This is a genomic window from Nitrosomonas supralitoralis (assembly GCF_003011925.2).
In the GTDB taxonomy this organism is placed as follows: Bacteria; Pseudomonadota; Gammaproteobacteria; order Burkholderiales; family Nitrosomonadaceae; genus Nitrosomonas; species Nitrosomonas supralitoralis.
Genome location: NZ_PXXU01000025.1, coordinates 18,134 through 32,899 on the forward strand (window position 1 = coordinate 18,134; position 14,766 = coordinate 32,899).

Annotated in this window: 12 protein-coding genes; 2 read left to right on the forward strand and 10 right to left on the reverse strand. The window is 44.8% G+C overall.

Features of this window, described 5'->3' with window-relative positions; translation table 11 throughout:
• Positions 1-14: 14 nt before the first annotated feature.
• The 4 genes from ilvN to C7H79_RS09380 all read right to left on the reverse strand — a co-directional run bounded on the left by ilvN (position 15) and on the right by C7H79_RS09380 (position 4,656).
• Positions 15-506: an acetolactate synthase small subunit gene (gene ilvN, locus C7H79_RS09365; RefSeq protein WP_106707019.1), complete on the reverse strand. Its 492-nt coding sequence runs from the start codon at positions 504-506 to the stop codon at positions 15-17.
• An 8-nt stretch (positions 507-514) separates the two neighbouring features.
• The gene (locus C7H79_RS09370; protein ID WP_106707020.1) at positions 515-2,218 is read right to left on the reverse strand and encodes an acetolactate synthase 3 catalytic subunit; all 1,704 of its coding nucleotides are present in this window, start codon (positions 2,216-2,218) and stop codon (positions 515-517) included.
• Positions 2,219-2,287: 69 nt separating this feature from the next.
• Positions 2,288-3,760, reverse strand: a complete 1,473-nt coding sequence (gene tldD, locus C7H79_RS09375; protein ID WP_106707021.1) for a metalloprotease TldD — start codon at positions 3,758-3,760, stop codon at positions 2,288-2,290.
• Between the two features lie 65 nt (positions 3,761-3,825).
• Positions 3,826-4,656: a carbon-nitrogen hydrolase family protein gene (locus C7H79_RS09380; protein ID WP_106707022.1), complete on the reverse strand. Its 831-nt coding sequence runs from the start codon at positions 4,654-4,656 to the stop codon at positions 3,826-3,828.
• A 262-nt stretch (positions 4,657-4,918) separates the two neighbouring features.
• On the opposite strand from C7H79_RS09380, the gene glnE reads away from it, so the two are divergent.
• Both glnE and C7H79_RS09390 read left to right on the forward strand, forming a co-directional pair.
• Positions 4,919-7,708, forward strand: coding sequence for a bifunctional [glutamate--ammonia ligase]-adenylyl-L-tyrosine phosphorylase/[glutamate--ammonia-ligase] adenylyltransferase (gene glnE, locus C7H79_RS09385; protein WP_106707023.1), 2,790 nt, complete (start codon positions 4,919-4,921; stop codon positions 7,706-7,708).
• A gap of 192 nt (positions 7,709-7,900) precedes the next feature.
• Positions 7,901-8,386 carry a pilin gene (locus tag C7H79_RS09390; RefSeq protein WP_106707024.1) on the forward strand — a complete coding sequence of 162 codons (486 nt, stop codon included), beginning with the start codon at positions 7,901-7,903 and terminating at the stop codon, positions 8,384-8,386.
• A gap of 533 nt (positions 8,387-8,919) precedes the next feature.
• Here C7H79_RS09390 and C7H79_RS09395 read toward each other — a convergent pair.
• From C7H79_RS09395 to C7H79_RS09420, 6 genes are all read right to left on the reverse strand, one after another.
• Positions 8,920-11,301, reverse strand: a complete 2,382-nt coding sequence (locus tag C7H79_RS09395) for a GspE/PulE family protein (RefSeq protein ID WP_106707025.1) — start codon at positions 11,299-11,301, stop codon at positions 8,920-8,922.
• Positions 11,302-11,847: 546 nt separating this feature from the next.
• Complete coding sequence (locus tag C7H79_RS19345; protein WP_309477323.1) at positions 11,848-12,084, reverse strand: MBL fold metallo-hydrolase; 237 nt, start codon at positions 12,082-12,084, stop codon at positions 11,848-11,850.
• Between the two features lie 22 nt (positions 12,085-12,106).
• Complete coding sequence (locus C7H79_RS09405; RefSeq protein ID WP_106707026.1) at positions 12,107-12,532, reverse strand: universal stress protein; 426 nt, start codon at positions 12,530-12,532, stop codon at positions 12,107-12,109.
• Positions 12,533-12,562: 30 nt separating this feature from the next.
• Positions 12,563-13,285: a TerC family protein gene (locus C7H79_RS09410; RefSeq protein ID WP_106707027.1), complete on the reverse strand. Its 723-nt coding sequence runs from the start codon at positions 13,283-13,285 to the stop codon at positions 12,563-12,565.
• A gap of 41 nt (positions 13,286-13,326) precedes the next feature.
• Positions 13,327-14,511, reverse strand: coding sequence for a patatin-like phospholipase family protein (locus C7H79_RS09415; protein WP_106707028.1), 1,185 nt, complete (start codon positions 14,509-14,511; stop codon positions 13,327-13,329).
• Positions 14,504-14,761: a hypothetical protein gene (locus tag C7H79_RS09420; protein ID WP_106707029.1), complete on the reverse strand. Its 258-nt coding sequence runs from the start codon at positions 14,759-14,761 to the stop codon at positions 14,504-14,506. Before C7H79_RS09420 ends, C7H79_RS09415 begins: the two co-directional genes overlap by 8 nt.
• Positions 14,762-14,766 lie beyond the last annotated feature (5 nt).

Genomic DNA, 14,766 nt, shown 5'->3' on the forward strand with positions numbered 1-14,766 from the left:
ATCCGGAGTTTAAATTATACCTTTAAAATCCATTCTCCACGCCCAATGCCGGAAGCACCGGTACGCACGGTTTCGAGTACTGCACTAGAGTCAATAGCTTCAAGAAATGCATCCAATTTCGCGCTGGTGCCCGTTAATTCAATGGTATAGGATTTATCTGTGACATCGATAATAGAACCGCGAAAAATTTCAGCTAGCCGCTTTATTTCTGCGCGCTCAGGACCAACAGCATGTACTTTCACCAACATCAATTCACGTTCGATATGATTTCCATCACTCAGATCAACAATTTTTACCACTTCAATCAACTTATTCAATTGCTTGGTCACTTGTTCTATAACCTCATCTGATCCGACGGTTACAAGCGTCATCCGTGATAAAGTTGGATCTTCAGTGGGTGCAACTGAAAGTGATTCAATATTATAACCACGTGCTGAAAACAAACCTGCTACACGAGACAAAGCACCTGCCTCATTCTCCATCAATAATGAAATAATATGTCGCATTTATTTTTCTATACCAGAATCATTTCAGAGAGTCCCTTACCACCCGGCACCATGGGGAAAACATTTTCGGACTGATCCGTAATGAAATCCATAAACACCAACTGATCTTTAAGCTTAAATGCCTCTTTTAAAGCATCATCGACATCTTCCGGCTTCTCAATTTTCATTCCGATATGTCCATAACTTTCGGCCAGTTTCACAAAATCTGGAAGTGCGTTCATATATGATTCTGCATACCGATTACCATGAAAAAATTCTTGCCATTGCCTGACCATCCCCATGTAGCGGTTATTCAGGTTAATAATTTTCAAAGGTAATTTATATTGTTTGCAGGTTGACAATTCCTGAATACACATCTGGATGCTTGCTTCACCAGTAACACATGCTACCTTTCCATTCGGGTTCGCCAATTGCACTCCCATTGCAGCAGGCATGCCAAATCCCATCGTACCCAGTCCGCCGGAATTGATCCATCGCCGGGGCTTATCAAATTTATAAAACTGCGCTGCCCACATTTGATGCTGACCGACATCAGAAGTAATAAAGGCATCTCCCTTAGTGATTTCGTACAATTTTTCGATTACCATTTGCGGCTTGATAATTTTGCTCTTACGATCAAATTTCAAACAATCCCGTTCACGCCACAAATCAATCTGCTTCCACCATTCCTTCAATGCAGTCTGGTCCGGTTTATCTTTTTCAGTTTTAAGTAGCTTGATTAAATCCTTCAGTACATCCAAAACATCGCCCACAATAGGTATGTCCACCCTGACACGCTTTGAAATAGATGATGGATCAATATCAATATGAATAATTTTTCTATTCTCATTAAAAAAATGCTTGGGATTACCAATTACGCGATCATCAAATCGGGCGCCTACTGCTATCAGGACGTCACAGTACTGCATTGCCATGTTTGCTTCATAGGTACCATGCATCCCTAGCATACCCAATGACTGTCTATCGGTAGCAGGATATCCCCCCAACCCCATCAGCGTATTGGTACAAGGGAAATTCAGCATTTGCGTCAACTCAGTCAATTGCGGTGCAGCATCACTCAATATTACGCCGCCACCCGCATAAACCACAGGGCGCTTAGCACTAAGAATCAGTTCGACTGCTTTTTTAATCTGTTTAGCATGCCCTTTCGTCACGGGATTATAGGAACGCATTGTTACCTTATCGGGATAAGCAAATTTAGTCTTTTGCTGCGACACATCCTTCGGAATATCCACCAGCACCGGGCCCGGGCGACCCGTAGATGCAATGTAAAAAGCCTTTTTAATTGTTAGCGCGAGTTCTGCGATATCTTTCACCAGAAAATTATGTTTGACACAAGGTCGCGTTATTCCCACGGTATCAACTTCCTGAAATGCGTCCAAGCCAATAGCGTTGGTTGGTACCTGACCGCTGATCACCACCATCGGTATCGAATCCATATAGGCCGTGGCAATACCTGTCACAGCATTGGTCACGCCTGGGCCGGAAGTCACCAGTGCCACCCCAACTTTATTGCTGGAACGTGCATAACCATCTGCCGCATGTATCGCTGCCTGCTCGTGGCGTACCAAAATATGCCGGACCTTATCCTGCTTAAACAATTCATCATAAATAAATAACACAGCACCACCAGGATAGCCGAAAATACACTTCACACCCTCTTCCTGTAAACACCGTATGGTAATTTCAGCACCGGTTAATTCCGCACTCATGCTTTTTGCATCCCAATATCAATTTCAACAAGTTATAAAATTTTAACGGCAAAGTTTTTTATCGTGCCGTCAAACACCTGTACCACCAACAGTCAGTCCATCAATCCGTAATGTTGGTTGTCCAACCCCCACAGGCACACTCTGGCCTTCTTTACCGCAGGTCCCAACGCCTGGATCCAACAACATGTCATTTCCAATCATCGAAACTCTTGTCAGCACATCAGGTCCATTGCCGATCAAAGTTGCCCCTTTGACCGGGTAGGTAATTTTTCCATCCTCAATCATATATGCTTCCGCTGCAGAAAAAACAAATTTTCCGCTGGTAATATCCACCTGCCCGCCACCAAAATTTGCAGCATATAGACCATGTTTCACTGAAGCAATAATTTCTGCCGGGTCCTTGTCGCCATTTAGCATATACGTATTCGTCATACGTGGCATGGGTATATGAGCGAAAGATTCACGCCGACCATTCCCGGTAACAGGAGAATTCATCAACCGAGCATTCAGACTATCCTGCAAATAACCTTTAAGTATGCCATCTTCTATCAATACAGTACATTGGGTTGGATTGCCCTCGTCATCAATATTCAGCGACCCCCTTCTGCGCGGAATTGTTCCATCATCGACTACCGTAACCCCGGAAGCCGCCACCCGCTCACCAATACGTCCTGCAAAAGCGGAACTGCCTTTGCGGTTGAAATCCCCTTCCAGTCCATGACCGATTGCTTCATGCAGCAATATCCCAGGCCAGCCACTGCCTAAAACAACCGTCATAGTGCCGGCAGGTGCCGGACGGGCATCAAGATTCACGATTGCCTGATGAACAGCTTTTTGCGCATAGTCCTGCAAAATTTCGTCGGTGAAGTAAGCATAACTAAAGCGCCCGCCACCCCCAGCAACACCTTGCTCACGACGGCCATTTTGCTCAGCAATCACCTGCACGGATAATCTGACCAACGGCCTCACATCAGCTGCAAGCAATCCATCACTTCGAGTTACCAATATAACCTCATATTCACCCGCAAGTGATGCCACCACTTGGGTAACCCTCCGATCAAGCTGCCGGGTATAGCGTTCAACTTTCTCTAACAATGCAACTTTATCAGCATCCTTATGGCTCGCGATCGGATCATCAGGCAAATACAACTGACTTCGCTGATCTATACCATTACGCTTTGCCACTTGCACCGACTGCATGCCGCTTTGATTGGCAATGGCTCTTGTTGCCTGAGCCGCCGAGACCAATGCCGGCATACTGATATCATCGGAATATGCAAATCCGGTTTTTTCTCCGCTGACAGCACGAACACCAACCCCCTGTTCGATGTTGAAGCTACCCGACTTAACGATACCTTCTTCCAGCATCCAGCCTTCTGAACGACTATACTGAAAATAAAGATCCGCATAATCAATTTTATGGGTGAGGATTTGACCCAACACTTGCTGCAACCCTGCAGCATCAATATCAAATGGCGTCAATAAGCAACGGTCTGCAATTGCAATAAAATCCTTTGGCTCTGTCATACACTCAATAGTCATAATATGATACTCAAAAATTCGTGAGACAACCTAACAAATTGATTCAGTAAATGAAACGCTTGGATTTAACAAGGCTGCAAGGTTCGATGATCTAATGCAGGCAAATTTGCTCGCAAACTGGTCTGGTAGTCCCGGTCAATCGTAGCTACCACCGCTCCCGAGCCCCGTGGCAAACGCTCCATAACCGCCCCCCACGGATCAACAATCATACTGTCCCCATTAGTTTCACGCCCGCTCACATGATATCCGCCTTGCCCTGGTGCAATTACATAGGCCATATTTTCAACTGCACGTGCACGCACCAGCACTTCCCAATGGGCTTTTCCGGTAATCGCAGTAAATGCCGCAGGCGCAAGAATGATATCAACATTCTTCATAAGACGGAACAATTCCGGAAACCGCAAATCGTAACATATCGATAAACCGATACGGCCAAATGGAGAATCAACAGTCACTACTTTGTCTCCTGCTTTAATGGTTTTTTCCTCGGCATAGTGCTCATGTCCCAATTGCAATCCAAATAAATGTATTTTATCGTAACGTGCAACCTGCTCTCCACTATCCGCATAAACCAAGCAGCTATTGTAAACTTTATCCGGATCTGGGGATGCTAATGGCACCGAACCTCCCACCAGCCATATGCCTAAACGTTTTGCCGTATCACTTAGAAATTTTTGGATTTGCCCGTCACCTGGCTGCTCCCGAATCGACAATTTGTCCGTATCCTTCATCCCCATGATACAAAAATACTCTGGCAACACAACCAGCCTGGCTTGTTGTGAAACAGCATCCTCAATCAAACGTCCTGCTTCTTCCAGATTGGCTGTTACGCTTGGCCCCGAAGCCATTTGAATCGCGGCCACTCGAAATCCTTGGTATTTCTCGTTTTCCTTCATAGATCGTTGCTAAGTTATGTTCTCTTGTGTAGTGAATTGCTTTGATTGTTCGAATTCTCAGCAATAAACGAAGTGTCTGCAGATTGCTTTTAAGTTCTCGTTTTTATCAAGCACCCTTTTGTTACTTATTCCATATAAAATCATGGATTCATATTATTATGCAGAATTCTAACATTTACTCTGATAACGTTCTATTTTGATTTTACTGAACCCGGCATTAGTAGATATAACTGAGATATATTAAGGAATTTATCGTTCAATAATGAGCACTACCAGTTACTCTCCAGACGCAACACTGACTGCGGCGCTACCATTCAGTCGCTATGCGCAACGCCTGCTAGAAAGCGAACCTGCTCAAAAAGGGAAACTGCTAAAAGCCCTTAAATTTCCTTTCCGCAAAGAAGAAATGCAGACATTTCTTACATCTTACGCTCAACATATCACGAATGAAGAAACTTTACATGGCGTACTGCGCAATTTGCGCAAACAAGTCATACTCCGCTTATTTATTCGCGATATCAGTGGCCAAGCGGATTTATACGAAGTCATGTCAAGCATGACTGAGCTTGCCGAAGTTACCATCAATTTTGCGCTCCAGTACCATGAAAACTGGCTAACCCAGCCTGAACGCTTTGGATTACCGCGCGGCGAGCATAGCCATGGCATTCAGCATCTGCTGGTTGTCGCCATGGGTAAGCTGGGAGGCGGTGAGCTCAACGTATCCTCCGATGTTGATTTAATCTTTGTCTACCCGGAAGAGGGTGAAACCAATGGCGCCAAATCAATTTCAAACCATGAATTTTTCGCTCGTCTTGGACGCAAACTGATTGCCAGTCTTAATGATTTTACCGTAGACGGCTATGTATTCCGGGTCGATATGCGCTTGCGTCCGCACGGAGAGAGCAGTCCATTAGCTATCAGTTTTCCCATGCTGGAAGAATATTTCATCAAGCAAGGCAGGGAATGGGAACGTCACGCCTGGATCAAAGGCCGGGTAATCGCAGGTCATGCTGATGCCGAAACAGAATCGATTCTCATGGAAAAGATAGTCAGACCTTTTGTGTTTCGAAAATATCTGGATTTTAGTGCGTATGAATCAATGCGCAGTTTACATGCACAATTGCGCAAAGAAGTTGAGCACCGCGAAATGCACGACAATATCAAACTGGGCCCTGGCGGCATTCGTGAAATCGAGTTTATCACACAAGTATTCCAATTAATTCGCGGCGGCCGCGATGTAGATCTGTGTATCCGACCGACACTCGGTGCTTTGCAACGCCTGAGAAAAAAGCGACAACTGTCGGAGCAAGCTATCACAGAACTAATCGATGCGTATCACTTCTTACGAAAACTGGAGCACCGCCTGCAATATCTGGACGATCAGCAAACGCAAACATTGCCCTTGAATCCAGATGATCAACACTTAATAGCAAACGCCATGGGCTTCGATAGCTATGGCGATATCATGCCTCAATTAGACATTCATCGTAGAAACGTAACACGTCATTTTGAGCTCATTTTTGCTGTTCCCAAAAAATCACGCACACACGACACGCTGGCTTATCTCTGGCAGACTAAAACACAGGATATTTCACAAACCGAAGCCGCTGCATCACAACTGAGTACTATGGGATTCACCGAACCGGCAAAAGTATCCGAACGACTCCGACTGTTTTATCATAGCACTTTCTATCAGCAATTACCTGAATCCAGCAGGCAGCAAATTAATACCCTGGTTCCTTTGCTCATTGAATTGGTAGTCAAGCTCCCATCGGTTGAGACCACGCTGGAACGCATGCTGCAGCTGCTCGAGAAGGTCAGTTCGCAAACACCCTACCTGGCGCTGTTACTGGAACATCCTCATACCCTGCAACGAGTCGCGGAACTGGCCAGTATTAGCCAGTGGGCCAGTGACTATCTGGGGCGACATCCCATTTTATTGGATGAACTATTGCGTCACAATGCACCGCACCCGGCCCCTGATTGGACTACACTCAATCAGGATCTGATTTACCAATTGAATCATGCCAACAATCCCAAAAATGACGTCATCGAATGGAAAATGGATGTGTTACGGCACTTTCAGCATGCTCAGGTATTCCGGTTATTGGTCACCGACCTGGAAGGCTCTCTGCTGCTTGAAACGCTCAGCGATCACCTGACCGCGCTGGCCGATTTGATCTTGGAAAATGTACTAAATCTCGCCTGGTCGGGCTTGAAAAAACGCCACCGGGAAAAACCGACCTTTGCCATTATCGGTTATGGCAAACTGGGTGGGAAAGAACTCGGCTATGCTTCCGATCTCGATTTGGTCTTTTTATATCAAGACGACCATCCTGATTCCGCAGAGATCTATACCAAGCTAGGACAAAGTATCAATACCTGGCTTACTCGACACACATCGGCCGGTTTACTGTATGAAACCGATTTGCGGCTGCGCCCGAATGGCGCAACCAGTTTACTGGTTAGTTCGATGGAAGCTTTCGCACAATATCAGCATGAACAAGCCTGGGTATGGGAACATCAGGCATTGACCAGAGCGCGTTTCGTGGTGGGCGATCAGCATGCGGGAGAAATTTTTGAAAATACCCGCAAGGAGATTCTGTGCAAACCGCGCGATGTGATCAAACTCAAACAAGAGATTCTGAAAATGCGCGAGAAAATGTTGGATGTCCCCCTCAATCCAACCGCTTTATTCGATATCAAGCATGATCGCGGCGGTATCATCGACGTTGAATTCATGGTGCAGTATCTGGTCTTAGGCTATGCCTGCCAATATCCGCAACTCACCCGTAATATTGGCAACATCGCGTTATTAAAACTGGCAGGAGAATTGGGACTGATCTCGATCAGTGCGGCGGAAAAAGTGCGCTCTGCGTACCGGGAATTCCGTCGCATCCAGCATCGCCTGCGATTAAATGATGATGGAGATATGACCAGTAACGCACCAGTCGATGGGCAAACACAAAAATTTACCCGTGTCGATGGCAGCCATTTAAAAGATTATCGCACGGCCGTGCTGACTCTGTGGAAACAAGTTTTTGATCATTGATAAGCCACGGTCAAAGATTAATATCATTTAATCCAGCTCCCCCACTGCTACGTGTTTTATGCAGGATTAAGAAGCAATGCAGACCCTGATTTATTTTACTATAATTATTTTACAAAATTTCTGGCACGATTTCTGCTTATGAAGCATCACACACCAACAGTGTGCCCCAATTAATCTAAAGGAGAACAACAAATGCAACACACACAAAAAGGTTTTACATTGATTGAATTAATGATCGTTGTCGCTATTATCGGTATTTTGGCTGCAGTGGCTGTGCCTGCTTATCAAAGCTATACTTTAAAAGCACGATTTTCAGAAGTTGTCGTAGCGAGCTCGCCTATTAAACTTGCAGTAGAGATATGTGCACAGAATGGAAGTTGCGTGGCTGGCGCCAACTTTACAGCAATCTCAGTAGCCGCTGGAGTACCCGATGCTGCGGCACTTGCTGCTGGCATTCCCGGTATCGCTACTTCCGCACCAACCTCTCCGTTTGATCCCGCTGGTGTTACACTTGCAGTTGCAGGCGGCACAGCGACATTAACACTCACTCCTAGAGCCGTTAATGGAATAAATGCAGTAGATACCTATCAAATGACCGGTACACTCGGAGCAGACGGGAAAATTTCTTGGGTTAAAGGTGGAGGTTGTTTAACTCGTGCTGCTGGCGCCATTTGCTAACAAATAAAGATAGCTCTAGAGCTATTAAATTAACGCAAACAAGTCACATCGATTCTTAAGACGCAGTGTCCGAAAGACATTGCGTCTTTCCACATCTGGCTAAGAACATCAAGTATCCCAGATCCCAAACACATTGAATTGCCCTACCGAAAATCTATAGTTTATCGTCATCTCAAGCTAAGCAAGAAATCCGCACTACTGACTGGAATAGATCCCTCACTTCATCCAGAATAACCTATGCGGGATATCCAAAACTCAATCACTAATTAATGCCAATAGAAACCATTGCATCACTCCAACCCAGACAAGCAATAAAATGAGGTACATCCAAGGCATTATCAATGAACATCAATTGCAACTGAAAGAGGCATTGCATGCATACTTCCACGATTGAAATTGAAATTCCTGTGACAGAGGATAGCTTACATGTTGACTTGTGATTATTACTAGCGTTGTTGGCTCTCTTACAGCTCTGAACACTGCAACACACTACGTCAGAATGTGACAATTTACGTCACATTCTATCTAATCGATTACTTGATACACACTGTTCGCACTTGATGAATATCCGTCACGCCCTGCAAAACCTTTTCGATACCATCCTGCTTCAGTGTACGCATTCCCTCCCCTAATGCCGTCACCAGCATTTCCGCCACGCGCGCACGCTCCTGCACATTCTTTTTTAGCGCATCGCTGGCGGTCATCAGTTCGTGTAAGCCGACCCGGCCGGAAAACCCAGAGTTATTACAATGATCACAACCGACCGGTTTATGCAGCGTAATCTGTCCGTTTTCATCGCCGTAGCGTTCGATCCATTGCTGGTGGATTTCTTGCATGGCTGCCTCGGGGTCGGCTTTAAAATGATCAATATTTCTAAGTTCTTCACAATATTCTTTTACCAGTGCATTAACTTCATCGTCGCCGGCGACATACGGTTCCTTGCATTTGCACAAACGCTTGGTCAATCGCTGCGCCAGAACACCCAGCAATGCATCGGAAAAATTAAATGGATCCATTCCCATATCCAGCAAACGGATTACTGATTCGGGTGCGCTGTTGGTATGCAGCGTCGCTAAAACCAAATGTCCAGTGAGCGAAGCTTCAATCCCGATGCTGGTCGTTTCCTTGTCCCGCATCTCACCCACCATGATGATGTCGGGATCCGCGCGCAGAAACGAGCGCATGATCACCGGAAAGGTCAGTCCTGCCTTGACGTTAATCTGTACCTGACGCAGCCCCTTTTGGGTAATCTCGACCGGGTCTTCTGCAGTCCATATTTTGGTTTCATCACGATTGAGGTATTTCAGAATCGAATGCAGGGTGGTTGTTTTACCCGAGCCTGTAGGTCCACACACAAAAAATAACCCATAAGGCTTACTGATAATTTTTTCTAATTCCCCCAGGTTACGCTCAGTGAATCCCATTTTCCCCAGCGGGATCGGCTCACCAGCCGCCAGAATCCGCATCACGACATCTTCCATCCCGCCTGCCGATGGAATGGTGGCAACCCGCAATTCAATATCCAAGGGATAGAACTTTTTAAATTTAATCTTACCGTCCTGAGGTCTGCGCTTTTCCGATATATCCAGATCACACATGATTTTGATCCGTGTCACCAGCGGATTGCGGTAGCTGGATGGAATCTCGATATAAGGCATCAACGAACCATCCTTGCGAAAACGGATCTTGGTTTTTTCCTTGCCAGAGAAAGGCTCGATATGAATATCTGACACCCCCATCCTATAAGCATCAATGATTATTTTATTCACCAACTTGACCAATTCATTGTCCGAGGCCGCTGAAGATTCTTCTACTTCGTTGGAATTCTCTTCAACATGCTCGTCCCCAAGATTAAAAAGCATTTCATTAATATCACCGGTACCTACTTCATCCTGACTGCTGCCATAGAATTGTTCAACCGTCGCCGTGAATTCACGCTTGGTGGTTACTGCATAAATAATTTTATGCTTAGGGAAAATCGTGTTCGCAATACGCTGCGATTTGATCTGTTCCGGATCGAGGGCTAAAACCACCAGCCCATCTTTGGTTTCGTCAATCGGTAGCAAGGCATTACTTTCAACATAATCTTTCTTAATATTCCTCAATAAATCCATTGGCTTGATTCGATCAGCCTTGAAAGGCTCGTACTTAGCTCCAAAGAACAAAGCCAGCGCCTTGCCTATGAGCGGCAAACCAATCTGAAACTCGTCAACCAGCACATCTTCCAGATCACAGCCTTTTTTTCGTGCCGAACGCGTGGCAAGATCCAATTCCGCTGCAGAAATCACGGCATCAAAAATCAGATAATCATATTTGGATTTAATCAAACGCGCAGGATGTTGTCGTTGAGTAAACGCAACTGCCAGGGTTTGACAAACTTCCGTGACACCTTTCACTGTCGTCGCGGAAAAAGGTTCATTATTTTTGTTATTAATAACCTGAACCACACCTATCAGCTCTCGGTTATTGGGATTCAAGATCGGCACCGCCAACATTTGTTTGGTTCGATAACCGGTACGCTTGTCGACATCATTGGAAAAGGTAAGTGATGCGCTGAATTTTTTTAATTCGGTTTTATTGTAAACGTCCTCAATATTGACAACCTTCTTCTGTAAACCGGCAAAACCTATAACACTCTTTTCTGTGACTGGCATTTGCAAATCCTGAAATGAATCAAGTCCGGTTTTTATCCGTGACACAAAGCAGGACTTGTCTGTGCTCAATGAATAAATCGTCAATCGATCTGCATTGAATAAGGCACAAATATCCTTGCTAACTTCCGCCATGATTTCGTCTAAATTGCTGGCATCATGTATCTTGTTGGTAACTCGCTGGAAACTTACAGACGCGTTCGATCCTTCTGGGATATTAGAAGCATCTTTTGACTTAAGGGGTGTTTGTACAGTTGCACTCATGGCATCATTTCCTAAAATTCAAGTAATTGATTGTATTCAAGCCGGTGAGGATGATATTTCCCAATACACTGATTGATTTTTTGCATTGTTATTTCAGCTTCGCCCGGTTTCAAATGCCCGATAAATATCTTCGCTGTCCGTTCATGTTTTTGCAGCTCTTCTGCCACTAAGCTTGTGACAATAATCCCGAGATATTTGGGTAATATCCCGATTTTGATTACAGAAAGCTGACTCAATAAATAATTAAATACTTCAGATTTTCAAACTTATTAACGGCCAAACATAACTTATCATTAGTCGTAATATCACCGGTAAATACAAGGCTGGCTTCCGGAATCGAGCTGAAAGCCCACCGCAGAAATAGTGTGATTCCCAGGCAAAAGCGTGATTCTGCGTTGCTTGAGATAAATTGATTGATTTACCGCTAAAGCTTCATAACGCATATAAAGTACAGCGGTATTCGGGGTTCTTGTAAAATCCGGCCAGAAATACCAATTGAACAAGTGTTTTTGTAGTATCTCCAGCGTGGCTGGCGGGCATGAATGGTTATCGGCTTGGTACGCTGGAGCCAACGGTACCCACTACCACTAGAAAAGGAATAAAGGCCACGTGATCCCAGTGAGCATGTGTCACCCAGATATGATCAATCTTGAACATATCTTCGATGGTCAAACTTCCCACACCAGTTCCCGCATCAATCAGAACATCATCATCCAATAACATGGCAGTGGTCTGTGCGCCAATTCCTACTCCTCCACTACAGCCCAAAACTCTGAATTTCAATGTATTGGCTTCAGAAGCAACATCATCTAACCAATAATACGGGAAGACTTGATAGCTGCATCACTTTGTTAGTCACTGACCCCAGCAGCATATTCTGTATATTACTTTTACCACGCGGCCCCATGACAATCTGATCGTATTGTTTTTCGACCGCAAAGCGCACAATCATTTCAGCTGGATCCCCAATAGTAATGTGAAATTGGTGGGTAATTCCTGCTTGATCGAGTAAGCCACGGGCAGATTGCAGGCTTTTTAATCCTTCTTCTTGATGATATTGATTAATATCTGCTTGATTAATAAATAATGAAACATTTCCACTTAACGGAGATTGCACGTTTAATAAATGCAATTCAGGTTTTTGCTTATACCAATCTAATAATCGAATAAAATTATTCACTGTCTTGTCGGAATTATCAGAACCATCAATGGGTAACAGGATTTTTAGCATAATCAATCTCTTGATTTTTGAGAACAGGAATTATTGTTTGGATTTTTCTTCATCAATCAGATCAATTACAGGCCGGAACTTGGCCTGATGTCGAGCAGCCAGTACTTTACCAAGCATAATCACCAGCAAAGCCATTGCCACCGGGGCAATCCACTGCAAATATTTTGCCTGAGCAGTGACCCAGTCTTTAGTAACTACATCGGTTATCAACATATCACCCGCAATCCACCCCAGTAGTCCGGCACCGATCACAATCGTTATTGGATAGCGATCCATGACTTTCATCACCAATTGGCTACCCCAAACGATAATCGGCACACTGACGACCAGACCAAAAATTACCAGACCGATACTATCTTTGGCTGCACCTGCGATAGCAATCACATTGTCGAGACTCATTACGGCATCAGCCACAATAATCGTTTTAATCGCACCTAATAAGGTTGTATTGGCATCAATTTCGTGCGCTTCTGCAGGTTCCGGTTGCAGCAACTTGGTACCAATCCATAGCAATAAAACCGCACCGACGATTTTCAAGTAAGGCAAAGCGAGCAAACTTAACGCAAAAAAAATCAGCACAACACGTAACCCAATGGCACCCACAACACCCCACATAATGCCCAGTCTGCGCTGATGTTCCGGCAGGCGTCTGCAAGCAAGTGCGATGACAACCGCATTATCGCCGCCAAGAACAATATCAATCGCAATGATTTGCATCACAGCAATCCAGAATTGAGGACTATCAAACGCCATTTAATTATCTCGACTAAAATTCAAAGCAAAATCACAAAAACTCAACTGCTATTTTTCTCTACCACATCTTTAACACCGATAAACTTCAATAGCTCGTCTTTCTGCTTTAAAGTATCGTTATAACCTAATTCAATTAAATGTCGGCAGAAAGGGGCTTCAAATAATACGTAACTCAATAAAGTCGATCCATTGGGTCCCATGGCACCAATGGCACGATATAGAGAACGCATGATCCATGGCAAAGTATAGGCATATTTCTGCGCGATCACGTTGATGCCTTCGCTGGGTGCAATCATCATCGCTTCAACTGGACGCAGCGTAATATTATTTTCTTTAAATGCCGCCGGAGGAATCAGTTTCAGTGTTTCATTTATACGCAGCAAACGCTCCAGATCGACATCCAGGCTATCGACAAAGATACTGTTCAACGCATGTCCCGCAATCTGCGCAAAAGGAGGATAACTTGAAGTGCTAATACGTTTAGGCTCACTCGTTACGGGTTTGCGTACACCAATAATCAGCACTTTGTCAGCGCCCAGATGAAGCGCCGGACTAATCGGTGCCATCTGACGCATAGAGCCGTCCCCAAAAAACTCACGATTCAATTTTACAGCTGGAAAAATGAAGGGTATCGACGAAGAAGCCATTAAATGCTCAATCCCGATTTCAACGGGAACACCCAGCCGTTGAGCTCTTTTCCAAGGCATGACTTCTCTTGCTGCTTGATAAAAAGTCACCGACTGTCCCGAAGTATAACCCCATGCAGTCAACCCCAGGGCATGTAACGAACCGGAACGAATACAATGTTGAATTGTGCGGAAAGAAAAACTGTTTTTTAACAATGCTTCCAAGGGAGCATTATCCAGCAGAGAGATCGGATTATGCTGACCATATTCACTCGAGACTAAAGATAGCATGCATCGCAAAGTGTTATGAATCACACCGCCCAGATCAGATCGGTAAATCTGATTAACATGAAAGTTTGACCAGACATCCTCTAAATGTGCCACACCCTCAGCAAAATTATTAGCAGAAACTGCGATGCTGGCAGCATTAATGGCGCCTGCTGAAGTTCCACAAATAACAGGAAACGGATTACGCGACTTATCCGGCAGCAGCTCAGCAATAGCGCGTAATACGCCTACTTGATAAGCTGCACGCGCACCGCCCCCGGTCAGAACAAGCCCAACCTTCGGTACAACTAGATCTTGCTTTTTTTCATGCACGGACTGCAGTAACTGACTTCACTTTTTCCAACGCATCCTGTAAGGTCTCTTCCGGCAAGTTATTTAGCGATCGGGATAAAATTTTGGCCGCCTGGCAAGCCGATACTGGCAGCACATTACTGTCCAATTTGGCCACAAACATGGCAGCAGCTCCTGTGGCATCCAGCAGAAATTGACGTTCACTCATTAAAATCTCCATCTCTTCACGTATCATGGAAACTTCCTGTGCTCTTAGTATAGTATTCGGCATATATT